Source organism: Sulfurimonas sp. HSL3-1, assembly GCF_039645995.1.
In the GTDB taxonomy this organism is placed as follows: Bacteria; Campylobacterota; Campylobacteria; order Campylobacterales; family Sulfurimonadaceae; genus Thiomicrolovo; species Thiomicrolovo diazotrophicus.
Genome location: NZ_CP147920.1, coordinates 1,399,281 through 1,422,007, shown reverse-complemented (window position 1 = coordinate 1,422,007; position 22,727 = coordinate 1,399,281). Strand labels below are relative to the sequence as shown.

Genomic DNA, 22,727 nt, shown 5'->3' with positions numbered 1-22,727 from the left:
GAATGAATGAAGCTTATCATCAAATCATTGATGGCGGCGGCGCTGATCAGCGTAAGCGCCTCTGCGGCAGTGTTGGCAACGGTCAACGGTAAAACGATCACATCTGAGGAAGTGAACGCGGTCCTGATGGAAGGGACGCAGGGACGTTTTACCTCACTGCCGAAAGAGAAGCAGGATGAACTGCAGCAGCGCGTCGTCGAGGGCCTCGTCATGCAGGAGCTCGTCTACGAAGAAGCCAAGAAAGAAGGTGTCCTCGAATCCGCCAAATATAAAAAAGAGTATGACGATATCGTAGCGCGCATCCAGAAGCAGCTCGCGGCGAAAGTCTGGCAGGAGAATCTGCTCGAGGGCATCAAAGTCAGTGACAAAGAGATCAAAGCCTACTATGACGGCCACGGCGACGAGTTCGAGCAGAAAGAAAAAGTCCATGCACGCCACATCCTCGTGAAAACGGAAGACGAAGCGAAGAAGATCATCAGCGGGATGAAGAGCCTCAAAGGCGACAAGCTCAAAGAGAAGTTCATCGAAGACGCCAAAGCCAAATCGACAGGCCCGAGCGGTCCGAAGGGCGGCGATCTCGGCTTCTTCCAGCAGGGACAGATGGTACCGGAGTTCAACGACGCCGTCTTCAGCATGAAGGTCGGAACGATCACGCCGGAACCGGTCAAGACCCAGTTCGGTTACCACGTCATCTATCTCGAAGAGAAGCAGGCCGGCAAGAAAGCGACACTCGACGAAGCAAAACCGTTCATCGAACAGCGCCTGAAGCAGGAAAAATTCCAAAAAGAGATGGAAGCGAAGACCAAAGCGCTCAAAAACGCTGCAAAAATCACCTACAGCAAATAATTTGCACCTCTCCCCCGCACCTTTCGAACCCTTCCGGTTTGAAGGGCGGGAACTCACCCTCAAACGCGACGACCTGATTCACCCCCTTTTCAGCGGCAACAAATACCGAAAACTCTATGCACTGCTGCAGACCCCTTCCGAAGCGATCGATACGCTGGTCTCCTACGGCGGTATCCAGTCCAACGCCATGCTCTCCGTCGCAGCGCTGTGTCGTCTGAAAGGGTGGCGATTCGAATATACCGCAAAAACGGCGCCGCGGCATCTGAAAGCGGACCCGCAGGGGAACTACAAGCATGCCCTGGCACTGGGGATGGCAGTGCATGAGGTGCATCCGACCGAATACGATGCGGCGGTAGCGGCGCTGAAACAGCGCTGCGCAAAACAGGAGCGCTCGCGGCTCATCGCCCAGGGCGGGGCCGACCCGGCCGCGGAGGAGGGGGTGAGGGCCCTGGCCGAAGAGATCCGGGCATGGAAAGAGAAACGGGGCATCGAACGTCTCAATGTCGTGACGCCCTCGGGCACGGGAACGACGGCGGCCTACCTGGCCAGGGCCCTGCCCGAATGCCGCGTGGTCACCGTGGCGGCGGTGGGCGATCCCGCCTATTTGCAGCGGCAGATCGAAGCGCTGATGCCGCTACCGCCGAACCTGATGATCCTCTCCACGCCCTACCGTTTCGGCAGCCTGGATGCGGCGCTGCTGCAGACGTATGAAAAACTGAAAGCGGCAGGTGTGGCATTCGACCTGATCTATGCCCCGGTGATGTGGCTGGCGTTAATGGAAGCGTGGGATGATCTGGAGGGGGAAGTGCTGTATGTGCACTCGGGCGGCGTCAGCGGCAACGAGACGATGCTCGCGCGCTACGCGCGACGCCCTTAGTTGCGGTTCATGGCGTTGAGGTCGGCGAAGGCCTGCTCGACACGCGCGACCAGGGTCTCCTGGCCGGCGCGGAGCCATTTACGCGGGTCGTAGTACTTCTTGTTCGGCTTGTCCTCGCCCTCGGGGTTGCCGATCTGGCCCTGCAGGTAGTCGTGGTACTTCGCGACATAGCCTCTGACCCCGTCCCAGGTCGCCCACTGCGTATCGGTGTCGATGTTCATCTTGATGACGCCGTAGCCGAGGGCTTCGCTGATCTCTTCGGGGGCGGAGCCGGAGCCGCCGTGGAAGACGAAGTTGACCGGTTTTTCAGCCGTACCGAACTTCTCGGCGATGTATTTCTGGGAGTTGTCCAGGATTTTCGGCGTCAGCACGACGTTGCCCGGTTTGTAGACTCCGTGGACGTTCCCGAAGGAGGCCGCGACGGTGAAACGCGGGCTGATCTTGCTGAGGATCTCGTAGGCGTAGGCGACGTCTTCAGGCTGGGTATAGAGCAGGGCGTTGTCGATGTTCGTGTTGTCGACACCATCCTCTTCACCGCCGGTGACGCCCAGTTCGATCTCGATCGTCATCCCGATCTTGTCCATGCGGGCCAGGTACTCGGCACAGGTGGCAACGTTCTCTTCAAGGCTCTCTTCGGAGAGGTCGAGCATGTGGGAGCTGAACAGGGGCTTGCCCGTGCGGTCGAAGTGCACTTCGCCGGCCTCGAGCAGCGCGTCGATCCACGGCAGGAGCTTGCGCGCGGCGTGGTCGGTGTGCAGGATGACCGGCACGCCGTAAAGCTCGGCCATCATATGGACATGCTGCGCCCCGCTGATCGTTCCGGCGATGGCGGCTTTTTCGCCGTCGTTGGAGAGCCCTTTGCCCGCAAAGAACTGGCCGCCGCCGTTGGAGAACTGGATGATGACGGGTGAGTTGACCTTTGCCGCCGCTTCCAGGACGCCGTTGATGGACTCCACGTTGACGACGTTGACCGCCGGAAGGGCGAATTCGCCCGCTTTCGCCGCTGCGAACACCTTCTGGACGTCGTCTCCGAAGAGGACGCCTGGTTTGACCAGATCGAGAATACCTTGTGCCATAAAAAGATCCTTGGGACAGAAAATTTCTAATGCGGATTATAGCGCTTTTCGCTATGATAACCGTTAAATACGTGCGTATTTATTACGCGAAGGTTGCACGGCATGGCATTTGATCTCTCTTCGGTTTTGGTGATCGGCATCTCCTCGAGGGCGCTCTTCGACCTCGAGGCTTCCAACCGCATTTTCGAGGAGGAGGGACTTGAGGCGTACCGCGCCTACCAGCTTGAACACGAGAAAGTCCCCCTTGAAAAGGGGACGGCGTTCCCCCTCGTTGAGGCCCTGCTGGGTCTCAACGTGAAGGCGGGGAAGCAGGTCGTCGAGGTGATAGTCATGTCGCGCAACTCCCCCGATACGGGACTGCGGGTCTTCAACTCCGTCGAACACTACGGGCTGCCGATCACACGGGCGGCGTTCAGCGGCGGAACGTCGCTCTCGCCCTACCTGGACTCCTTCAAAGTCGACCTGTTCCTCTCCAAGTCCGAAGAGGACGTCCAGCAGGCCGTTGACGGCGGGGTGGCCGCCGCGGTGCTCTACGCGCCGCCGCAGAGTGCCGGACACCATGACGACCAGATCCGCATCGCCTTCGATGCCGACGCGGTCCTCTTTTCCGAAGCGAGCGAATTGATCTACAAACGCGACGGCATCGAGGCGTTCTGGGCACACGAGAAGGCGCACGCGGACGAGCCCCTGGAAGCGGGACCGTTCGCGAAGCTGCTGATTACCCTCTCGTACCTGCAGCGCCACTTCGCCCCGTCACCGTCGCCGGTGCGTATTGCCATTGTCACGGCGCGCAACTCGCCGGCCCACGAACGGGTTATCCAGACCCTGCGGCGCTGGGGCGTCAACGTGGATGAAGCTTTTTTCCTGGGCGGGCTGGGCAAGGAGGCGATCCTCGAAGCGTACGGGGCCCACATCTTCTTTGATGACCAGGACGTCCATCTGGACGGGGCGTCGCGGGTCGTACCGTCGGGCAAGGTCCCCTACAAGAGCGATTCGCCGATTCGCACACTTATCCCCGAGGAGAAATAGGTATGGCATCGGAGCAGAAGATAGAGCAGCGCTATGTCAAAGATATCAAGTCCTCCGACGTCTGGTCGGTATTCAAGATCCTGGCCGACTTTGTCAAGGGGTTCGACGAACTGGGCGACCTCGGCCCGGCCGTGACGATCTTCGGCAGCGCCCGCGTCGATGAAACGCACCCCTGGTACGCCAAAACCGTCGAACTCTCCGGCAAGCTGGCTGCTTCGGGTTTCAACGTGATCAGCGGCGGCGGCCCGGGCATCATGGAAGCGGCCAATCGCGGGGCCTACGAGCACCGGGAAGCCGGGGTCGAATCGGTCGGTCTGAACATCGAACTCCCGATGGAACAGCGCTCCAATCCCTATACGACCAAAGAGGAGAATTTCGACTACTTCTTCTCCCGGAAGGTGATGCTCGTCAAATACTCCACGGCCTACGTCATCATGCCCGGCGGGTTCGGCACCCTCGATGAACTTTTCGAGGCGTTGACGCTGATTCAGACCAAGAAGGTCGACGGGGTCTGCGTCTTTTTAATGGGGGAGGCCTTTTACGCCCCGCTGCTGGCGTTTATGCGGAGCTCGCTGCTCGCCGAGGGGATGATCGACGAAGAGGACCTGGCGAAGCTGACGCTGACGGATGACGTGGACCTGGTCGTTCGGGAGATCCGTGAATCGCTGGATCTTCAGCTGGGATCGCTCAGGGCGAGCGGCCTGGCGGACACTCCCTACTATAAGAAGCTGCAGCAGTTCTTCGAGGAGCGCGGCTTCGGGGAGGATCACGATACGCTGCTGCGTTAATGAAATGTTTTTGATGAACGGGTATGCTGGATGACATTGAAAGGATGGCCCGTGGAAGCGACCCGCTTGCTACTGATCGAAGACGACGTCCAGATGGCGGAACTGCTGGGGCGGTTTCTGCGCCAGGAGGGGATGACGGTCGAACACGTGACACGCCCCTCCCGGGCGATGAAGGCGCTGGAAACGGAGCCGTTCGACCTCGTGGTACTCGATCTCTCCCTGCCGGAGATGGACGGGCTGATGCTCTGCCGCAAAATCCGCGAACGCTCCGACGTTCCCATTATCATCTCCAGCGCGCGTACGGACCTCGACGACAAGCTGACGGGGCTGGAAAACGGGGCGGACGACTACCTGCCCAAGCCCTACGATCCCCGCGAACTGATGGCGCGGATCAAGACCGTGCTGCGGCGCCGGGGACGGAGCGAGACGGAAACGGAGGAGCCGCAGAGCCGTTTCCGCATCGACGAAGAGGGGACGCTGATCTATTTCGACGGCACACCTTTGAAACTGACCCTGGCGGAGTACGAGATCCTGAAATTGATGCTGAGGCACCCCAACCGCACCATCTCCCGCGCCGATATCGCCAACAGCATCGAGTCGCACCGCTTTGACAGCGGGGTCGAAAGCATCAATATCCTCGTCGGGCGCATCCGCAAAAAGCTCGACCCGGAGCATTTTGACACCTTCATTCAGACCGTGCGCGGCATAGGGTACCGGTTTGACGAACATTAACCCCCGTTCCATCATCTTTGCCGCCCGCCTGGTCGGCGCCATTACGGCCCTGCTGCTGATCGCCGCGACCCTGATGGCGCTCTACCTCTCCATCCAGCTCGACAAACGCAACGAGATCCAGCGTGCCGTCATGCTCTACGACCTGCTTTTTATGACAAAGCCGACGCCCGAAGCGTTTGCGCGTTACCTTAAAGAGCATCAGCTCACCCCCGTCGGCGGGGAGGTGATGAAACGCATCCGCGAAGAGGGCAAGCCCTTCATTGAGGATCCGCTCCTGCGTCGTACCTTCCAGTCGGGGAACATCGAGATCTTTGTCTATGACATGCACTGCTATTACGCCTACAAGATGCATGACATGTATTACTACCGCAGCGACAAGGAGATGACGCCCTACATGCTCTATATCCTCATCGCGGCCACACTCGTCCTGGTGACGGTGATCCTGCTTTACCGCTACATGTCGGGCTCTATCGAACCGCTGCAGAACCTGCACCGGCAGATCCTCCGCTTCGCCGACGGGGAGAAGGGGATCGACACGAAGGTCGAAGGGAGCGACGAGGTGGCGCAGGTGGCCAACGCCTTCCACGACAGCGTCCAGAAAATCGAAGCCCTGCAGCGCAGCCGTTCGCTTTTCCTCCGCAACGTCATGCATGAGCTCAAAACCCCTATTAGCAAAGGGAAGCTGCTGGCGCATCTGTTGGAGATCAACCCGAAAGACAAGGCGATCCTTGAGGAACTGTTTGAACAGATGCAGGGACACCTGAACGACCTGGCGAGAGTGGAGTCGCTGACGGCGCGCCACCTGCAGCTCGATATCCGCTTTTATGCCTGTATCGACGTTTTGGACCAGGCGATCGACCTGCTGGACGTGCCGCGTTCGGAGTTGGAGATCACCGTCGGTAACGAGAAGATCATGGTGGATTTCGACCTCTTTGCCTATGCGCTCAAAAACCTGATTGACAACGCGGTAAAGTATGCTTCACACCGGCCGGTGTCCATCGCCTTCTCGGAAAATTGCCTCCGTATTGCCAATGCCGGGGAGCCGTTCAAGGAGGAGTATACCCACTACCTCAAGGCATACCAGCGCGATCTCTCCCAGCACTCCCTGGAGGGGATGGGACTGGGGCTCTATATCGTCAACGAGATCGTGACGCGCCACGGCTATGCGCTGCGTTACGCGTACGAAGAGGGGCAGCATGTCTTCAAGATCTGTTTTGATAATGCACCCCGGGCGGCGCGGTTGCCTGAAACATAGCGTTTGGGAAGAAAATATTAGGTTTAATTATCACTAAGTTGTTACAATTGCGAAAAAATGCTGGAAGGGTAATGGAAAAGAAAAAAGTGCTTATCGGGATGAGCGGCGGGGTGGACTCGACGGTGACGACGATGCTGCTCAAAGAACAGGGCTACGAGGTCGAAGGGGTGTACATGAAGCTGCACTCCAAACCGGGATACCATGAGATCCATCAGGCCCGCGCCCAGAAAGCCGCGGATTTCGCCGGGGTGAAGCTGCATGTCCTCGATCTGCAGCAACAGTTCAACCAAAACGTCTTTACCCCCTTTGTCGAGACCTATAAAGCGGGTCGTACGCCGAACCCCTGCGCCCTGTGCAACCGGACGATGAAGTTCGGTGCCCTGGCGGATTTCGCCGATAAGGTGGGGGCAGATTACCTGGCGACGGGGCACTACATCAAGACCGATGGGCACTTCCTCTACCAGGCGGAGGATGATACCAAAGACCAGAGCTATTTTCTTTTCTATATCGACAAAAGGATCGTGCCGCGCCTCATCTTCCCGCTGGGCGAACGCAAAAAGACGGATATCAAAGCCTACGCCGCCTCCGTTGAGGGGCTGGAATCCTTCGCGTCGCAGGCGGAATCAAGCGAGATCTGCTTTGTCGAGACGACCTATGCGGACGTGCTCAAGGATTATGTGAACATTGACCAGCCCGGCGAGGTGCTTGACAGTGACGGCAACGTCGTCGGAGAGCATAAAGGGTACATGCACTACACGATCGGCAAGCGCAAGGGGTTCACCGTCCACGGCGCCCATGAACCGCACTTCGTTCTCGAGATCAAGCCCGAGACGAACCAGATCGTCGTCGGTAAGAAAGAGGATCTGGAGATATGGGATGTTACCATCGGCAACATCAACCTCTTCGACGAGCGCAGTGAATTCGATACGACGGTGAAACTGCGTTACCGTACGAAAGCCGTGCCGTGCCATGTCAAGATCGAAGGGGAAAAGGCACAGATCAAGCTGCAGGAGCCTGTATTGGGTGTCGCAGCCGGACAGGCAGCCGTCTTCTACGACGGTGACAAGCTGATCGGCGGGGGCTGGATCGAGTAACATCGATGCTTAAAGCCTTTGCCTCTCTTCTCCTTCTGCTGCTCCTGGCAGCAATCTATTTTATGAAATCGGCTCCAGAGGTCACCCCTTTGCAAACAGGCGACACGATTCTCGCGTTCGGCGACAGCATTACCCACGGTTACGGCGCATCGGCCCATGAAAGCTACCCTGTCGTGTTGCAGACACTGACCGGTTCCCCGGTGATCAATGCCGGCGTGAACGGCGATACGACATCGGAGGGGCTGGCGCGCTTCCCCGGCGTGCTTGAAGATGACACTATCCGGCTGATGCTGCTCTGTTTGGGCGGGAACGACATTTTGCAGCAGCGTTCGAAGCGCCGTCTGAAAGCAAACCTCAAACGTATCGTACAGATGGCCAAAGCGAAAAAGATCGATGTTGTATTGATCGGAGTTCCGACATTCGGGGTTTTCGGTATGACGTCGCTGCCGCTGTATAAGGAGATCGCCGAGGAGGAGGGCATACCCTATATGCCTTCACTACTGCCGGATGTCTTGGGGGACCGGGCGCTTAGAGCAGACTATGTGCACCCTAACGCGGCGGGATACCGTGTCATCGCTGAAAGGGTTGCGGAACGACTGCGCTCCCTGGGGTATGTCGAATAGCCCTTTTACCCCATTTCATTCATAATCTTGATGACGAGCTCCTGCTCGTCCTCAAGGATGCGCAGCGGTATGCCGTAGCGGCGTGAGAGACGCTCTTTCTGCCCTTCGGACGTGGCGCCGAGGGGAATGCGGTAGGTCGTGTAGTTTTCGCTGTGGGCGACATGCATATTGAACGAATAGACTTCATCCTGCGTCGGGGCGTTATGGACAAATTTGGTCATGGTCTCACTCCCTGGCGGCACACCCCTGCCCGGGGCAGCTGCGTCGATCTTTTCATCATCATAACCAGCTATGGCTGAAAACGTACGATATCACTTTTACAAGTGTATTATTCCGCTGTAAAGCATCCCTCCTATAAAGATAAGTAGCAGTGCCGAACCGGCTTTCAAGCGCTTTTTATGGCGCGAAAACTCCGTAAGGACGGTGGAAGTGATCCGGAAAATGAAGAGGTAAAAGAAGAGGAAGGGTACGGTGACGGCTCCCAGCCCAAAAAGCAGACCGAAAAGCGCGGAGAGCTCGACAGAGCCGCTCAGGGCACTCATCGCGATCAGCGTAGAGACGGGAAGGCAGAAATTAAAAGAGCTAAAAAAACCCGTGCCGATGTACCCCAGTCCCTTTGAGCGGCGGCAGGCACCGGCGCTGCAGCTGTTCTCCCCTTTGAATGCCTGATAAAGCATCACTCCGCCAAGTGCGATGACAAAGAGGGCGGCTCCTTTGGAAAACAGGGCGCTGTCCGGAAGGTGGCTTTTGACGAAGTCCGCGCCGAAAAAGGCGATGAGGGCGATGAGGGTGTAGGCAAAGACCTTTGCGCCGAAGTATTGTGTCAGGACCGTCGTCGCATCCCGTTTGTTGTCCGCACTGCCTAGCAGCAGCGGTATCATGACCGGCATGCAGCTGAGGGTACAGGCCGTGGCCCCGAGCTGCAGTCCCATCAGAAAAATTCCCACAAGCGAAAGCATTACACGTACCCGTAGCGGCAGGAGGCAATGATGACACTCACCGATATGCATGTGAAACGGCTCACTTCCGCTTTCTCCGTCTGTTTTTCAATGATTCGACAAAGGCCTCCACCCGTGTGGTGAGCTGCCCCTGCTGCGAAGGGCTGTAGTCACTCTCTAAGTAGAGGATGGGGATACCCTCTTTTTCCATCGCCGCTAGGACGCTTTGCTGCTCCATCTCGTAGACCTGGCACCCGGCATACGCCTGGTAGACGACCCCGTCGGCGTTGTATTGTTTTGCCAGACGGATGATTTTGCGGATGCGGTCATCGTTTTTCGTAAAGATAGGGCAGGTGCACGCTTTGAGGTATTTGTCCGCAACCGAATCAATCATGCTGTTGAGATTCCACTCGTCCACGGAGACCATATCGTTGAACATCCGGTTGGAGCTGCAGGTCTCGTCGGCGACGATAACTGCATCGGACGTTTCGAGGATCACCGGGATCTTGTAGTTCGGAAAGACCGGCGGCGATCCGGTAAAGACGATACGGGGACTCATCTTGCCGCCGACATGGAACCCGGATGCCACCCGCGCTTCGACCTCGTCGACCAGCCGCTCCGCCGCTGCGATCCAACGTTCGCTTTTGTCGAAGAAAAAGGCATTTGTCACCAAAAACATGTCGACTCCCCGGATGGGCACCGCGTCGTTTTCCCGTGCCGCGGCCAGCCGGTGGTAGAGCGACTGGGCATAGCCTACCTCTCGGATGGCCTCATGCATCCGGCTGCGTGTCAGCTTCCTTCCGCGGAAGCTGCTGAGCGTTTTGGCAAAATGCCTGACGCTTGTGCGCCAGTAGTTCCGGCTCGCCTCGCTCTCCTTGGTCCGCGGGAATTCGACGTCGATGACCCGGTGGCCGAAGCTCTCGATAATGGCGCCGGCTTTGGTCTTCTGGTCGCAGGTCGTGGGTGAAAAGAGGATATCGGGCCGGTCGCTGAAATTGTCCGAGGCAAAATGGCCAACCGTGGCCCTGACCAGGGGACAGGACTTTTGGGGCATGAGTTCGCTGCCGATCTCGTCATCGGCGTAAAAGCCGTTGCAGAGCCGGATGGGGACGGCGTCTAGCGCACGGATGATCTCGGAGGGGATCTGGATACACATCGTCCCGACCTTGACGCTCCCTTCATGCTGCGGCTCCTGGTGGCAGTAGACCCGTTCAAAGAGGTCGTAAAAGTAGCGCATTCCCTCCAGGGGCGCTTTGAAATCTTCCCTTAGGGCATTGAGCAGGATGATCGCTTCCATGGCTTTGTGGCGGTTCTGACGCGCCTGCGGCGTTTCGATCGTGTGCTTAGCTGTCGGCATTTTGTGTGTTCCTTTCCATCGCCATTCGGAGGATAAACCCCTCCTTGGTCGATTCAAACAACGTTTGGCCGGCAAAATTCGCCTCCAAACACCCCTCTTCCGGACAGGCGGCGACGCACTTGAGACAGAGGGTACAGTCTTCGGTCACGAGGTTGCGGTGCGTCACGTCGTCGGCGATCTCGAGGATGTCCATGTCGCAGGCCTGATAGCAGTCGCCGCATTTGGTGCACTTCGCGCCATCTTTGAGCAGGCGGAAGGCCGTGCTTTTGGAAAAGACGTAGTGCAGCGCACTCATGGGACAGAAGTAGCAGAAAAAGCGCTTTTTGATGAATGCGCCGGCCAGAAAGAGTCCCGTGACGACCATGCCGAGCGTCGTCATGACCAGGTCGGCCGTTGTGGAGTAGTCGATATAGAACTGGTGGAAATCCCCGGTAAAGAGCGGGATCATCATCCGCCCCGGACAGATGTCACAAAAGGGCATGGAGAGCCCTGATGGGAGCGTCGGCAGCCCTAACAGCGAATTACTAATCATAATCGGGATAATCAGCAGCAGGACCAGCAAAATATATTTTATCGGTTTGATGCGGCTGCGGTTCTCCCAGGTGTACTCCGAAGCGCCAATGCGCATCTTTTTGCGCAGCGCGGTGATCCAGTCCTGCATCGTCCCCAAGGGGCACATGTAGCCGCACCACGCCTTGTTGAGCAGCACGAGCCAGAGGATGAAGACCCCCAGCGAGATCAGAAACGCTCCGCCGGCGAAGCCAAGGAACGATTTCAAAGGGTGGTTCAGATCGTGCTGCAGCATGCCGAGATAGCACTTCCCGCCGCTGCCTTCGGAGTTGAAGACACAGGCGAAGGTGGGCAGTTTGTTACCGAGGTCGATGCCGGCATAGCCGCCGTAGACGAGCAGCATGAAAGCGGCAAGCTGGAAGAGGAACCGGAACCGGTTCAGGTTCATGTTATTGATACGTTTTTTTATTGCGCGGCGCAACAAGCGTGTCTCCTTGTAAACAGGTGTGGGATCGTCGGTGTCAGAGTGGCGTGCCCTTCCGACGAGGAAAAAGATTTTCGGATGCTTTCATGCATCGTCGTCAAACCAAATTTCCGTCGGTGTCTTGCGCTTTCTTCTTCGGTGGTAATAAGCCCCCAGACTGAATACGAGCATGACCCCGAGCACGGTGAAAAAGCCTGAAAGTTCCGAGGTATACTCCAGTGGCGAGCTGTGAAATGACAGGGGGATGCTCATCGTATAACGTACGCTGGTATAGGGTACGCTGTTATAGACGCCCGATGCCGCTTCGGTATATGCCGCCTCGATAAGCATCCATTCCTTGTGCCGCTTGTCGGTATGGATGTCGGCATAGCTGTTACGCGGGATTTCAAATGCGATCATTCCTGTATCATCGGGCAGGAAACGGTTGCGCCACCCTGTCTGCGTGACGACGGTCAGAGGGATGTTTTGTTGTGCCTTCTGGCGGAAGTAGATCTTGAAACGGGCGATATCCCCAGAGTAGATACAGCAGTTGATGTGGTGGTGTTTGATCGGGCGCTGCATTACGATCTCGAAGGGGATCTCCGGCAGCGGCGGCTTGCCGTAATAAGAGCCGATCGTCTTGCCCCGGATCTCCGAAGCGAGGGAGGTTGAAATATTCCCGTGCATGTTATAGGACCTGGTCTTCGCCAGGAGGACATGCAAGATTCCCGCCTCGACGTACCGCTCTTCGACGAAAAGGTGGTAGTTCCCTTTGTAAGGAGGCTCAAACGGCACAACGGCGCTACTGATATTGCGTTCGCTGACGTGCCCCTCCCTATCCCGGAGATAGTAAGCCGCGGAGCCTGAAAGGGCTTGTGGCTTTCCTTCAGGGAAGGCTCCCTCCGTCAGGATAAATTCCGTCCGCATCTCGGTCGTGCCCGTGCTTTTTACGTAGTGCTGTTTTAGCCATACCGAGGCATCACTGAGTATTGGGAAGAGCAGCAGCGCCAAGAGGCCCAGGCGCAAAACGGCACTAGAATTTGAACGAGAGTTCGCCATAGAAGGTTCTTCCCGGCATCAGGTAATATTGATAATATTCGCGGTCTAAGAGGTTATTCACTGCCAGAGAAATCCCCAGGTTTTCCTGAACGTCGTAGGCGATTTTCGCATCGGCGACAAAGTAGGATTGGAACCCGCCGTAGACGTTTTTCACGGTGTCGGAGTTATCGTCTTTTGTCGTCACATCGCCGACGTAACTGCCGATCAGGGAGCCGCTCCATGCGCCTTTGGAGACGTTCATACCGAGGTTGAACTGGTGTTCGGGCGTATAGGTGACGCGTTTGCCCTCACTGGCTGGCACGGCACTGTTTTTGACGATCTTTGCATCGGTATAGGTGTAGTTGATGAAGGCGTCAATCCCCTCGATGAGCTCCTGTTTGATAGAGAGCTCCACCCCTTTGATCTCGGCTTTGCCCGCATTGCGTTTCTCGCTCAGCGTTGCATTGACGTCCGTGGTATAGATCAGGTCCGTGAGGTAGTTTTCGTAATAAGTCGCGCGTACCAACGTTTTCGAGTCGAACTGCTGCTCGAACCCGATCTCCCACGAAGTGGTTTTTTCCGGTTTCAGGTTCGGATTTGCCTGCGACAGTTTGCCGTTGGATGCGAGCCAGGAGGAGTACAGGTCGCTCAGTGTCGGTGCCCGGAAAGCGCTGCCGACGGAGGCGCGGATCGTCGCCTTTTCCCCGGCGCGATAGACCGCGGATACCTTGGGGCTGAACTGCGAATCGTTACGTGAAGGGTAGGGCAGCACATAAGGGGAGGTGCCGTACCCGCGGACGGTGCCATCGGTTTTCCAGTAGTCGTAGCGTCCGCCGATATAGAAGCTCCACTTTTCACCCAGGAGGATCTCATCCTGGAAAAAAACGGCCTGGGTCGTACTCTGCCCGTCCGAATGGTAGGTAAGGTCCGTTTTGCTTCCGTCATAACGCCAGTTGGTCAAATTGGTCGTTTTTTTCGAAAGTTCGTTCTTGTTGAAGTCGACCCCGGCTACGACAAGATGGCTCTGACCGATCGGAAAACTTGCCTGCAGCGCGCCGTATGTCTTTTTGCTGGGTATCTCGGAGATACTCCCGGAACCGCCGCTGATGGTCGCCCCGGAAGCTTGCGAAATGTACCAGTAGTCGTACTCGGTATAGGCGGCATCCGCTTTGACGGTGATGTCATTTTCGAAGTCTATTTTATACTCGAGCGTATATTTGGTGATATCCTGACCGTTGGGACCGAAGAGGAAATCTTTTTCGCTGATCGTTTTGTTGTAAGGGCCGTTATCGTCGATCTCGACATTGCCCGAGTAGATCGGCGTGCCAGCGCCATCGCGCAGGTAGGTGTTGAAATGTTCGAAGTCCGTCTCGTAGCGGTATTGGGAAGCCCCAAGTCTCAGCTCTGAACGCTCATCGATATCGTAAAAAAGTTTGAGCCCGGCATTCGTGGACCACCAGGATCTTCTCCCCTTGTCTCCAAGGATGTATGCCGTATCGCCGTAGGTGTTTGTCGTCTTTTTCCAGCCGGTAACCGGGGTGGTACCGCTGCCGGACGAGAACGTTTTGACGACCTTGTCGCTGATATATCCGTCGCTGTCCTGGCGCTCATAGTTCAACGCGATTCCCAGCTTCTCCCCTAACTTGCTCCGATACAGGAACTTTTCACTTTTGTACTGATTGCTGCCCAAGCCGATTTTCGCACTCAGTTGAGTTTTGGTCGGTTTTTTCGTGATGACGTTGATAACACCACCCATTGCATTACCGCCGTATAGAGAGGAAAAGGGCCCGGAAACGACTTCGATCTGATCAATATCGTCAACGGCGATACTCGACCAGTTGACCGCGCCGGAAAAGGCATCGTTAAGCGCAATGCCGTCCACCAGGACAGCCGTACGATAATATCCGGGAATCCCTCTTAGCGTCACCGTATTGCTAAAATTGCTCGGGAGGTTGCCTCCGAGCGCGCGCACGTAAACCCCCGGTAGGTCCTTGAGTGCCTGGTCGGCTCGCTGCACGGACTTCTCTTCAATCGTTTTGGCCGTTACGACACTGACACTGGCCGGCGATTCAAAGGTATCCTGCTCTATTTTAGTGGCAGTGACCGTGAGGTCACCCATTTTTACAACATTCTCTGCGTTCAGGCCGCTACACGCGACGGCGGCAGCCAAAGACAGATAGAACAATTTCATAAACGCTCCTACATCATATTTTTGATTTCAGAGACCGGACATGCTTCGGGATACGTTCAGAGGGCGTTCCGCCGCAGGGAGTAGCGCGGCGGATACTGTCTGGAGGTTAATCAATACCGTGTATAATCACCTGTATGGTGTCCAATCACCCGACCCTTTCTCTTTCAGTCGCCAAACTTGTGAAAGAAGGGGTCCGTTTCTCCTCAATCTTCTCAATTTTCTTAAAATGAGCTTGTTATTTTATTTTTATAATGTTAATTAAGTGTTAATTTATGGATATCCAAGGCTATGCGCCAATGGTACTTTCATGCATATCGAAGTGTTTGGGCCGGTGGGTTGTAGAGAGTGTGAAAGTCGGTATGTGATCCATCGACTATCGGATAAATTGCATTGAGCCAGTAGGGGAGGACGTTGCGCTACTCGGCCTTGATCGTCGTCGGTGCACCGTGGCCGGGGCAGACTGTTTCCTCGTCAATTGGCTGCAGGAATGTCTTGGGGTCTTTGTTCATCTTGAACCTTCAGTTTTCAAAGCAAGCTATGCGGCAGCGTTGCCAGGATGAACGTCACTGTTTTTTTACACTACGCTCTCCTTTCCGATGGGACTATGCTACCGCAAACTGCCGTATGAATATATTACAGCCCCGCCTGCTTCAATCGGTTGTAGTATTTGCAGCCGAGCGTAGAGCCGCCGTTGCACGCCTTGCCGTACAGCAGCGCCGCTGCCGCATCATTGCGCGTAGTGCCTTCACCGAGCGTGTACATGTTCCCGAGGTTATAGCATCCGCTGGCGCTGCCGTTGTCGCAGGCCATCTTGAAATACTCGACCGCTGCGGCTGCATTGCGCTGCATGCCCTTGCCGGAACTGTACATGTAGCCGATGTTTGTGCAGGCGTGGGCATTCCCGAGCTCACAGGAGACATCGAAAAGCTTGGCGGCCTGAGTATAGTCCTGCTCCGCGCCCCGGCCGTCACGGAGCATATTGCCGAGGTTAAAGCATCCCGCTGCTTCACCGCCGTAGCACGCCTTGCGGAAGAGCAGGACGGCATGGGATTCATTTTTGGCAATGCCGCGGCCGTGTTCGTACATGCGGCCGAGGTTGGTACACCCCGGAGCACTCCCCGAGTCGCAGGCCTTTTTGTAGTAGTCGGCGGCTTTGGCATAATCCTGACCGATGCCCTGGCCGTTGTAGTACATGATCCCGAGGTTGTAGCAGGTAGCTTCCTCACCGAGATTGCAGGCTTTTTCCCACTGGATGGCGGCCTGACGGTAATTCCCCTTGTCGTATGCAAACTGGCCTTCGTTGAAAGCGTCGCCGAACATCGGCACGGTTGCAAGCAGCAATAGGATGGTTTTTTTCATAATTTGGGTCCTTAGGATAGTGATAAAAGTATGTTGATAGTGGCAATGAGCCGCCGCATGGTAGCGAAGCAGGCTTTATCCGCTCTTTGCTCCTGTTTTAGGGGGCTTTTAGGACCTGAATTATCAGTTTGGAGCGGTCATTCTGCAGAAAAATTCACAGGAAACGGCATTGTTTACTGCCCGATCACGGACGATCCCGGCGGCAAGGAAAGCGGGTTAAATTTGATGAACGGCTGCTTGAGCCGTTACACATCATGCATCCGTAATGTCTGCACGGTCAGAGGAGTGCTTTATGCTGGTTTGGGAGACGGGTCTAAAAAGGGGGAAATCGGGACGGGGAGCTATGGATGATTGGCAGGTGTGGAAAGACCTGCCGCGTCACAAAGGCTTAGATCGCTTTAAGCCAGTAGGGGACGTTGCGCTGCTCGGCCTTGATCGTCGTCGGCGCGCCGTGGCCGGGGTAGACTTTCTTGTCGTAGTCGATCTGCAGGAACTTCTGGAGGCTCTTTTTCATGTCTGCGGGCGAAGAGTAGGGGAAGTCGACGCGGCCGATGGAGTTTTGGAAGATGAAATCCCCGCTGAAGACGGCGTCGCCGATCTCGATCATGGAACAGCCGGGGCAGTGGCCGGGGAAGTGGCGGAAGGTCACTTCGATGCCGTCGATATCATAGGTCTGGTCCCCCTCGACCTCGACGTCTGGGTAGGAGGGCGGGAGGTCCGGCATCCAGCCGCTTTTCTGCAGTAGCATGACGTCGCCTTTGGGAGTGTAAAGGGGGATGTCGAACTGCTCTTTAAGCTCCTGGTTGCTCCAGACATGGTCGAAATGGCCGTGGGTGTTGAGGATGGCCACGGGATTCGTCACGTTGGCCTTGACCCATTCAACCGCACCGACGCCGGGATCAATGATGATGTCTTTCCCGTTCTCCGTGACAATGTAACAGTTGGTCTGGTAGGGCCCCATGGGCTGCTTTTTTATCTGCATACGCTTTCCTTTGGTAGAATTATACATGCAATTTCACACGACCCTTCAATCGATCATCATGACCGCGGAGCCGGCGGCAAAACTGGCGGCGTTCCGTACCTTCTATGCCGCGTACCAGGCGGGGGAAACCGTTTTCGAAGCGGCATTCACTCCGGTGCTGTTCGACGAACCCTCTTTCGCTTCCGTTTGCGAGATCGTCCTGCCGCAGGACGTCCCCCGGCGCAAAAGCCCCGTCACCGCGGAAGGGCAGATCCTGCTGCTGCACGCCATCACCCATATCGAGTACAGTGCGATCGACCTGGCCCTGGACCACGCCTATCGTTTCACGGGAATGCCAAAAGCGTTCTACGACGACTGGCTCGAGGTCGCCGACGACGAGTGCCGCCACTTCGAGATGCTGCATACTCTGCTCGAAGCGCTCGGCAGCCGTTACGGCGATCTTCCGGTGCACGCGGGGCTCTTCGAGGCTGGGCAGAAAACACTAACCCTGCTCGAACGGATGGCGGTGGTGCCGCGCTATTTCGAGGCGAACGGTCTGGATGCAACGCCGCAGATCCTGGAGAGACTGCTGCCGATCAAAAACGACCCCATGATCGGCCGGATCGTCGATGCACTGCAGGTGATTTTGGAAGAGGAGGTGGACCATGTCCGCAAGGGGGACCGCTGGTTCGATTACGCCTGCGAAGCGGCGGGGGCGGAGAAGTCGGTCTATTTCGACATCGTCGAACAGTGCTGCCCGGGCAGCTATCCCCGGCAGAAGTATCTCAACGTCGATGCCCGCAGAGCGGCGGGGTTCAGCTGCAGCGAACTCAACCGCATGAGCACGGAAAAGGTCTGTTGACGAAAGAAGGCCAATTTGTTACAATAAGGTTACGTAAAGGTAACAAAAGGGGAACAAATGGATTACGCTTTCTTCGCGCAGACTCAGACCGTCGTCGCTGTAGCGGCACTGGTCATTTTCGGCGCCTCGGTGCTGATTCGCACCGGAGGCGTAAAGGAGCGCTGATCAGCGCTCTTTGACAAAGCTGCTCTCTTCGACGATGACCGGGTAGAAATAACCGTACCCGAAATCCTTGTCCGTCTCTACTTTTCCCGTCGCAACGACGATATCGCCCGCTTTAATATTTGCAACACTGTTAGCCGTAAAGACGAGGTCGTCCGTCATGGTATCGCCGGTCCCGTCTTCGAGGTGGACCCAGTTGCGTTTCATGATCTGTCTGGAGATCTTGGTCACTTTGCCGCGCACTTTGACGGTTTTGCCTTTGAGGTTCTGGCGTTTGGTAAAGACTTCGGAAACACTGTAGCCGCCCTCGGCTTTTTTCAAGACCTCTTTCGGCGCGCTCTGCGGCTGGACCTGTTCGGCGGGCGCTGCTGTTCCCGGGGCCATGGAGGCGAAAAGGATCTTTTCAAAGGTACGGCCGAGGGCGCGGCTTTTAAAGTTCGGCATCCACATCTGCTCGGTGAAAGAGACGTTCTCGCCCACTTTTACCTTTGTCGCCGTCACCGCAACCCAGTAGGGTTCTTTGCCCTCATTGACTTTCATATAGGTGTAGCCGCCGGCATCCATTGTCTCCACGACGCTGGCGGTGTGCTGCACCGGCGCATTCGGGCCGGCCGCCCAGAGGCCGCAAACGGCCACTATAAGAAAGAGTAATGTCTTCATTCGGATTCTCCTCGTTTATTCGGTATCCGCATCATATCAGACTGTTGCCCAACGAATGGAAATTTGCGAAAAAATATGATCTCAATTATAAAAATTATCGTTTGCGAAGGAAAATTTGATATAATTTTGATTGTTAAGGCTTCTCTAAAATAATACTCTGATACCATGGAGGAGAGAGAAGCGGGAAAATAAAGATTTCGAGGAACGTCGGATGGGCAAATACGCAATGATTACCGATTTTTTGACGAAGTTCCTCATTGACGAAGTCGAAAAAACCGGTTTGAAACGTGTCGTTGTTGGGCTCAGCGGCGGGATTGATTCCGCCGTGGTCGCCGTGCTGGCCCACCGCGCCTTCGGGGACCGGCTGCTCTGTGTGAAGATGCCGTCGCACTACTCTTCGCAAAGCAGCCTCGATGACGCCGACGAGCTCTGCGAACGCTTCGGCATCCGCGCGGAAACCCACAGCATCGAACCGATGCTCAAAGCCTACGAGCATGAGGCGATGGACAATCTGCGCATCGGGAACTTTTCGGCGCGGATGCGGATGGCGACGCTCTTTGACATCTCGGCGCGCGAAAGCGCCCTGGTGCTGGGCACGAGCAACAAGAGCGAACTGATGCTGGGCTACGGGACCCTTTTCGGGGACCTTGCCAGCGCGGTCAATCCCATCGGGGATCTCTACAAAACGGAGGTCTTCGAACTGGCGGCGCATCTGGAGGTGCCGCAGAGCATTATCGGCAAACCCCCCTCGGCGGATCTCTGGGCGGGGCAGAGTGACGAAGCGGAGCTGGGGTACAGCTACGCGCAGATCGACGCGGTGCTGCGCCGCTACGTCGAGGAGCGCGCCAGCAAAACGGAACTGATCGAAGAGGGGTGCGACGCGGCGCTGGTGGAGCTGATCCTGACCCGGATCTACCGTAACCAGTTCAAGCGCAAAATGCCCGTCATCGCGAAACTGACATCGCGGACGATCAACCACGATTTTAACTATCCACGCGATATCACTTTATAGGAGACAAGGATGAAAGTACCGTTTTACCGGCCGGAAATCGGTCCCAAGGAACGTAACAAGGTCGAGCAGGTACTGCAGGGCGATGCCGAATTCGCCGTGGAGGATCTCGAGGCGAATTTTGAGAACTATATCGGCTGCGGCTATGCGCTGGCGACCTCGCACGGCACGGCGGCGCTGCACCTGGCGATGCTGGCCATCGACCTCAAACGCGGGGATAAGGTGCTTTGCTCCGTCAACGCCTTCCCGGCCGTACCGGAAGTCGTGCGCCACTTTGACGCCGAACCGATCTTTGTCGACGTCAATGAGTGGACGATGAACATGGATATCGACAAGCTCGAACGCTACCTCGAAGCCAACAGCGCCAAAAAGCTCAAGGCGGTCATCGTCTCGCACATCGCGGGGCAGCCGATGGACCTCGACCGGCTCTACAACATCGCCAAGATCTACAACGTCAAGATCGTCGAGGATGCTTCGGACGCGCTCGGTGCGACCTACAAGGGGAAGAAGATCGGCTCGACGGGGGCGGACATCACTTGCTTCAGCTTCAGCCCCCACATGAAGCAGACCATCAGCAACGGCGGCATGCTCGTCACCGACGACGCCGAGATGATGGAACGCGCGACCCTGCTGCGCAACCATGCGATGGTGCGTGACGACGAAGGACTGAGCTACATCTACGACGTCGTCGATATCGGGAGCAAATACACGATGAGCCCCATCGAGGCGGCTTTTAACGATGCTTTCATCTCCCACCAGGACAAGGTGATCGCCCGTCAGAAAGAGGTGGCGGCGCGCTACAGCGAACGGCTCAAAGGGGTCTACCACATCACCCCTCCGGAGATCCACGGCGACCACGCGTTCAGCAACTACATCATCAAGATCGATAAGAACCGCGACGGTTTCGCCCGCGACCTTTTGGCCAAAGGGATCGAGACGGGGCTGCACTATATCCCGCTGCACCTGATGGCGTACTACAAGAATAAATACAATCTGCGCATCAATGATTTCCCGATCGCTCTGCGCAACTACCAGCAGGTGCTCTCCCTCCCGATCTACGGCTCCATCACGGACAAAGAGGTCGATTACATCTGCGACGCAGTGATCGAACTCGCGAAAACCCGCGTGTGAAACCCCGCCTCGTCGCCTGGGGGGAGCGTTTCTTCTACGCTCCTTCTTCCTACCAGCGTCTGCTCGCCTACGCGCTCTGGCCCCTCGGTGCGCTCTACTGCTTTATCATGCACCGCCGCTATCAAAACAGCGTACCGCGTCACCAGGGCATCCCCGTCGTCAGCGTCGGCAACCTGACCGTCGGCGGGAGCGGAAAGACCCCGCTGACAGTGGCGCTGGCGCAGCGGCAGGCGAATCCCGCCGTCGTGCTGCGCGGCTACGGGCGCCAAAGCAGCGGGCTTCAGGTCGTCTCCGACGGTAGCAGCGTACTCTGCGATGTGGCGTGCAGCGGTGACGAGGCGATGCTTTACGCTTTGGAGCTGCCCCACGCTGTCGTCATCGTCAGCGAGGATCGCGAAGCGGGCATTGCCAAAGCCAAAGCGATGGGGTGCGGCTGCGTTTTTCTCGACGATGGCTACGGCAAGCACTTTATCGCCAAGTACGACATCGTCATCGACGTCGTGGCGGTCAATGGCTTCTGCCTTCCCGCCGGCCCCTTCCGCGAGCGGCTCTGGCCGGGGAAAGAGGTGCGGCTTGTCCGGGAGGGGGTGGATTTCACGCGCCGTGTGACGATCAGGGATGCGGCGCCGAAGATGGCACTGGTCACCGCCATCGCCCGGCCCGAGCGGCTGGACCCATTTTTGCCCGAGGTTGTCGCCAAATCGACCTTTCCGGACCACCACTTCTTTGCGCGCGACGAACTGGTGTCCATCCTCGAGCAGAGCGGGGCGGATGCCTTGCTCGTTACTTATAAAGATTACGTTAAAATTCGCCACTTTGACCTGCCGCTCGCGTTGATGGAGCTTCATCTGGAGCTCGACGACGCACTGGCCGCAGACGTGGAACACTACATCAGGACATACGATGAAAACAAAGATTGATACCGTCAAGACCCTCCTGGAGGCGCTGCCGTTCATCAAGGAGTTCAGAAACCAGATCGTCGTCATCAAGTACGGCGGTGCGGCGCAGACTTCCGAAACGCTCAAGGCGAAATTCGCCAAAGATGTGTTGCTGATGTACCTTGTCGGGATCCGTCCGGTCATCGTCCATGGCGGGGGACCGCGCATCAACGAAATGCTCTCCAAACTGGACATCCCCACCGAGTTCATCGACGGGCAGCGTGTCACGACTCCCGAAGTGATGCGCATCGTTGAGATGGTGCTCTGCGGCGAAGTCAACAACGAGATCGTCGCCTTGCTCAACTCCCACGGCGCCAGCGCCTTCGGTGTCAACGGCAAAGATGCGCAGTTCTTGCGCGCCCAGCCGAAAGATTCGGGTAAATGGGGCCTTACCGGGGTCATTGAGGATGTCAAAGCCGACGTTATCCACCGCCTGATCGACGAGAAGTTCATCCCCGTCATCGCGCCCATAGCATCCGACGGCGAGACGGGCCATCCGGGCTACAACATCAACGCAGACCTGGCGGCTTCCAAGATCGCCGGGGCCATCGGGGCGAAGAAGGTCGTCTTTATGACCGACACCCCGGGCGTCCTCGATGCTGACGGAAAGCTGCTCTCGTCCCTGACCGAAGCGAAGGTGGAGGCGCTCAAAGCCGACAAGACGATCCACGGCGGGATGGTGCCGAAGGTCGACGCCTGTATCGAGGCGATTGAACGCAGTGTCCAGAAGGCCCACATCATCGACGGCCGTATCGAACACGCTATTTTGCTTGAACTCTTTACCGAAGAGGGTATCGGCACGCAGATCACACTGTAGGGGGCGGGGCA

24 protein-coding genes are annotated in these 22,727 nt (G+C 56.9%); 14 read left to right on the top strand and 10 right to left on the bottom strand.

From position 1 onward, the window contains the following. The first annotated feature begins 6 nt into the window (after positions 1-6). The gene (locus WCY31_RS07250) at positions 7-846 is read left to right on the top strand and encodes a peptidylprolyl isomerase (RefSeq protein ID WP_345969159.1); all 840 of its coding nucleotides are present in this window, start codon (positions 7-9) and stop codon (positions 844-846) included. 1 nt (position 847) lies between these two features. Beyond that, complete coding sequence (locus tag WCY31_RS07245) at positions 848-1,723, top strand: pyridoxal-phosphate dependent enzyme (RefSeq protein ID WP_345971884.1); 876 nt, start codon at positions 848-850, stop codon at positions 1,721-1,723. On the opposite strand, the gene fbaA is transcribed toward WCY31_RS07245, so the two are convergent. Further along, positions 1,720-2,799 carry a class II fructose-bisphosphate aldolase gene (gene fbaA / locus WCY31_RS07240; protein WP_345971882.1) on the bottom strand — a complete coding sequence of 360 codons (1,080 nt, stop codon included), beginning with the start codon at positions 2,797-2,799 and terminating at the stop codon, positions 1,720-1,722. The two genes, WCY31_RS07245 and fbaA, sit on opposite strands and share 4 nt — an antisense overlap. A gap of 102 nt (positions 2,800-2,901) precedes the next feature. Here fbaA and WCY31_RS07235 point away from each other — a divergent pair, with 102 nt between their 5' ends. The 6 genes from WCY31_RS07235 (at position 2,902) to WCY31_RS07210 (ending at position 8,320) form a co-directional block, all read left to right on the top strand. Further along, positions 2,902-3,828 carry a 5'-nucleotidase gene (locus tag WCY31_RS07235; protein WP_345971881.1) on the top strand — a complete coding sequence of 309 codons (927 nt, stop codon included), beginning with the start codon at positions 2,902-2,904 and terminating at the stop codon, positions 3,826-3,828. A 2-nt stretch (positions 3,829-3,830) separates the two neighbouring features. Further along, positions 3,831-4,616, top strand: coding sequence for a TIGR00730 family Rossman fold protein (locus tag WCY31_RS07230; RefSeq protein ID WP_345969155.1), 786 nt, complete (start codon positions 3,831-3,833; stop codon positions 4,614-4,616). A gap of 51 nt (positions 4,617-4,667) precedes the next feature. Further along, positions 4,668-5,348 (top strand): response regulator transcription factor, encoded by a 681-nt coding sequence (locus tag WCY31_RS07225; protein ID WP_345971880.1) that lies wholly within the window; start codon positions 4,668-4,670, stop codon positions 5,346-5,348. After that, entirely contained in the window at positions 5,335-6,603 is a 1,269-nt protein-coding gene (locus WCY31_RS07220) for an ArsS family sensor histidine kinase (RefSeq protein WP_345971879.1), read from the top strand. Before WCY31_RS07225 ends, WCY31_RS07220 begins: the two co-directional genes overlap by 14 nt. Positions 6,604-6,674: 71 nt before the next feature. Further along, the gene (gene mnmA, locus WCY31_RS07215; RefSeq protein WP_345971878.1) at positions 6,675-7,697 is read left to right on the top strand and encodes a tRNA 2-thiouridine(34) synthase MnmA; all 1,023 of its coding nucleotides are present in this window, start codon (positions 6,675-6,677) and stop codon (positions 7,695-7,697) included. 5 nt (positions 7,698-7,702) lie between these two features. Next, entirely contained in the window at positions 7,703-8,320 is a 618-nt protein-coding gene (locus tag WCY31_RS07210) for an arylesterase (protein ID WP_345971877.1), read from the top strand. A 5-nt stretch (positions 8,321-8,325) separates the two neighbouring features. Here WCY31_RS07210 and WCY31_RS07205 read toward each other — a convergent pair whose 3' ends face one another. The 7 genes from WCY31_RS07205 to WCY31_RS07175 all read right to left on the bottom strand — a co-directional run bounded on the left by WCY31_RS07205 (position 8,326) and on the right by WCY31_RS07175 (position 16,176). Continuing rightward, positions 8,326-8,541: a hypothetical protein gene (locus tag WCY31_RS07205; protein ID WP_231018191.1), complete on the bottom strand. Its 216-nt coding sequence runs from the start codon at positions 8,539-8,541 to the stop codon at positions 8,326-8,328. 96 nt (positions 8,542-8,637) lie between these two features. After that, positions 8,638-9,267 carry a sulfite exporter TauE/SafE family protein gene (locus WCY31_RS07200; RefSeq protein ID WP_345971876.1) on the bottom strand — a complete coding sequence of 210 codons (630 nt, stop codon included), beginning with the start codon at positions 9,265-9,267 and terminating at the stop codon, positions 8,638-8,640. 73 nt (positions 9,268-9,340) lie between these two features. Then, on the bottom strand, positions 9,341-10,615 hold the full coding sequence (locus WCY31_RS07195; protein WP_345971875.1) for a 2-hydroxyacyl-CoA dehydratase family protein: 1,275 nt from the start codon (positions 10,613-10,615) through the stop codon (positions 9,341-9,343). Further along, entirely contained in the window at positions 10,602-11,573 is a 972-nt protein-coding gene (locus WCY31_RS07190; protein ID WP_345971873.1) for a 4Fe-4S binding protein, read from the bottom strand. The genes WCY31_RS07195 and WCY31_RS07190 overlap by 14 nt, the downstream gene beginning before the upstream one ends. 120 nt (positions 11,574-11,693) lie before the next feature. Next, a complete protein-coding gene (locus WCY31_RS07185; RefSeq protein WP_345971872.1) occupies positions 11,694-12,614 on the bottom strand; it encodes a hypothetical protein in 921 nt (306 codons plus the stop codon). A gap of 7 nt (positions 12,615-12,621) precedes the next feature. Further along, on the bottom strand, positions 12,622-14,817 hold the full coding sequence (locus WCY31_RS07180) for a TonB-dependent receptor (protein WP_345971871.1): 2,196 nt from the start codon (positions 14,815-14,817) through the stop codon (positions 12,622-12,624). Positions 14,818-15,450: 633 nt separating this feature from the next. Then, complete coding sequence (locus WCY31_RS07175) at positions 15,451-16,176, bottom strand: tetratricopeptide repeat protein (protein ID WP_345971870.1); 726 nt, start codon at positions 16,174-16,176, stop codon at positions 15,451-15,453. 57 nt (positions 16,177-16,233) lie between these two features. Here WCY31_RS07175 and WCY31_RS07170 point away from each other — a divergent pair, with 57 nt between their 5' ends. Beyond that, positions 16,234-16,527, top strand: a complete 294-nt coding sequence (locus WCY31_RS07170) for a hypothetical protein (RefSeq protein ID WP_345971869.1) — start codon at positions 16,234-16,236, stop codon at positions 16,525-16,527. 37 nt (positions 16,528-16,564) lie between these two features. On the opposite strand, the gene WCY31_RS07165 is transcribed toward WCY31_RS07170, so the two are convergent. After that, positions 16,565-17,158, bottom strand: a complete 594-nt coding sequence (locus tag WCY31_RS07165) for an MBL fold metallo-hydrolase (protein ID WP_345971868.1) — start codon at positions 17,156-17,158, stop codon at positions 16,565-16,567. Positions 17,159-17,183: 25 nt separating this feature from the next. Between WCY31_RS07165 and WCY31_RS07160 the strand changes: the two genes are divergently transcribed. Next, positions 17,184-17,999, top strand: coding sequence for a ferritin-like domain-containing protein (locus tag WCY31_RS07160; protein WP_345971867.1), 816 nt, complete (start codon positions 17,184-17,186; stop codon positions 17,997-17,999). Positions 18,000-18,164: 165 nt separating this feature from the next. Here WCY31_RS07160 and WCY31_RS07155 read toward each other — a convergent pair whose 3' ends face one another. Then, positions 18,165-18,821 carry an OB-fold nucleic acid binding domain-containing protein gene (locus WCY31_RS07155; RefSeq protein ID WP_345971866.1) on the bottom strand — a complete coding sequence of 219 codons (657 nt, stop codon included), beginning with the start codon at positions 18,819-18,821 and terminating at the stop codon, positions 18,165-18,167. 211 nt (positions 18,822-19,032) lie between these two features. Between WCY31_RS07155 and WCY31_RS07150 the strand changes: the two genes are divergently transcribed. Genes WCY31_RS07150 through argB form a run of 4 tightly spaced genes read left to right on the top strand, consistent with a single transcriptional unit; the run spans position 19,033 to position 22,716 of the window. Beyond that, positions 19,033-19,833: an NAD+ synthase gene (locus WCY31_RS07150; RefSeq protein ID WP_345971865.1), complete on the top strand. Its 801-nt coding sequence runs from the start codon at positions 19,033-19,035 to the stop codon at positions 19,831-19,833. 9 nt (positions 19,834-19,842) lie between these two features. Then, positions 19,843-20,961 carry a DegT/DnrJ/EryC1/StrS family aminotransferase gene (locus WCY31_RS07145; protein ID WP_345971863.1) on the top strand — a complete coding sequence of 373 codons (1,119 nt, stop codon included), beginning with the start codon at positions 19,843-19,845 and terminating at the stop codon, positions 20,959-20,961. Next, positions 20,958-21,881, top strand: a complete 924-nt coding sequence (locus tag WCY31_RS07140; protein ID WP_345971861.1) for a tetraacyldisaccharide 4'-kinase — start codon at positions 20,958-20,960, stop codon at positions 21,879-21,881. The genes WCY31_RS07145 and WCY31_RS07140 overlap by 4 nt, the downstream gene beginning before the upstream one ends. Continuing rightward, complete coding sequence (gene argB, locus WCY31_RS07135) at positions 21,865-22,716, top strand: acetylglutamate kinase (protein ID WP_345971860.1); 852 nt, start codon at positions 21,865-21,867, stop codon at positions 22,714-22,716. The genes WCY31_RS07140 and argB overlap by 17 nt, the downstream gene beginning before the upstream one ends. Positions 22,717-22,727: the final 11 nt, after the last annotated feature.

Coding starts and splice junctions, on each gene's coding strand:
- WCY31_RS07250 (WP_345969159.1), top strand. CDS start 7: ATGAAGCTTATCATCAAATCATTGATGGCGGCGGCGCTGATCAGCGTA.
- fbaA (WP_345971882.1), bottom strand. CDS start 2,799: ATGGCACAAGGTATTCTCGATCTGGTCAAACCAGGCGTCCTCTTCGGA.
- WCY31_RS07235 (WP_345971881.1), top strand. CDS start 2,902: ATGGCATTTGATCTCTCTTCGGTTTTGGTGATCGGCATCTCCTCGAGG.
- WCY31_RS07230 (WP_345969155.1), top strand. CDS start 3,831: ATGGCATCGGAGCAGAAGATAGAGCAGCGCTATGTCAAAGATATCAAG.
- mnmA (WP_345971878.1), top strand. CDS start 6,675: ATGGAAAAGAAAAAAGTGCTTATCGGGATGAGCGGCGGGGTGGACTCG.
- WCY31_RS07210 (WP_345971877.1), top strand. CDS start 7,703: ATGCTTAAAGCCTTTGCCTCTCTTCTCCTTCTGCTGCTCCTGGCAGCA.
- WCY31_RS07205 (WP_231018191.1), bottom strand. CDS start 8,541: ATGACCAAATTTGTCCATAACGCCCCGACGCAGGATGAAGTCTATTCG.
- WCY31_RS07195 (WP_345971875.1), bottom strand. CDS start 10,615: ATGCCGACAGCTAAGCACACGATCGAAACGCCGCAGGCGCGTCAGAAC.
- WCY31_RS07190 (WP_345971873.1), bottom strand. CDS start 11,573: ATGAACCTGAACCGGTTCCGGTTCCTCTTCCAGCTTGCCGCTTTCATG.
- WCY31_RS07180 (WP_345971871.1), bottom strand. CDS start 14,817: ATGAAATTGTTCTATCTGTCTTTGGCTGCCGCCGTCGCGTGTAGCGGC.
- WCY31_RS07175 (WP_345971870.1), bottom strand. CDS start 16,176: ATGAAAAAAACCATCCTATTGCTGCTTGCAACCGTGCCGATGTTCGGC.
- WCY31_RS07170 (WP_345971869.1), top strand. CDS start 16,234: ATGGTAGCGAAGCAGGCTTTATCCGCTCTTTGCTCCTGTTTTAGGGGG.
- WCY31_RS07165 (WP_345971868.1), bottom strand. CDS start 17,158: ATGCAGATAAAAAAGCAGCCCATGGGGCCCTACCAGACCAACTGTTAC.
- WCY31_RS07160 (WP_345971867.1), top strand. CDS start 17,184: ATGCAATTTCACACGACCCTTCAATCGATCATCATGACCGCGGAGCCG.
- WCY31_RS07155 (WP_345971866.1), bottom strand. CDS start 18,821: ATGAAGACATTACTCTTTCTTATAGTGGCCGTTTGCGGCCTCTGGGCG.
- WCY31_RS07150 (WP_345971865.1), top strand. CDS start 19,033: ATGGGCAAATACGCAATGATTACCGATTTTTTGACGAAGTTCCTCATT.
- WCY31_RS07145 (WP_345971863.1), top strand. CDS start 19,843: ATGAAAGTACCGTTTTACCGGCCGGAAATCGGTCCCAAGGAACGTAAC.
- argB (WP_345971860.1), top strand. CDS start 21,865: ATGAAAACAAAGATTGATACCGTCAAGACCCTCCTGGAGGCGCTGCCG.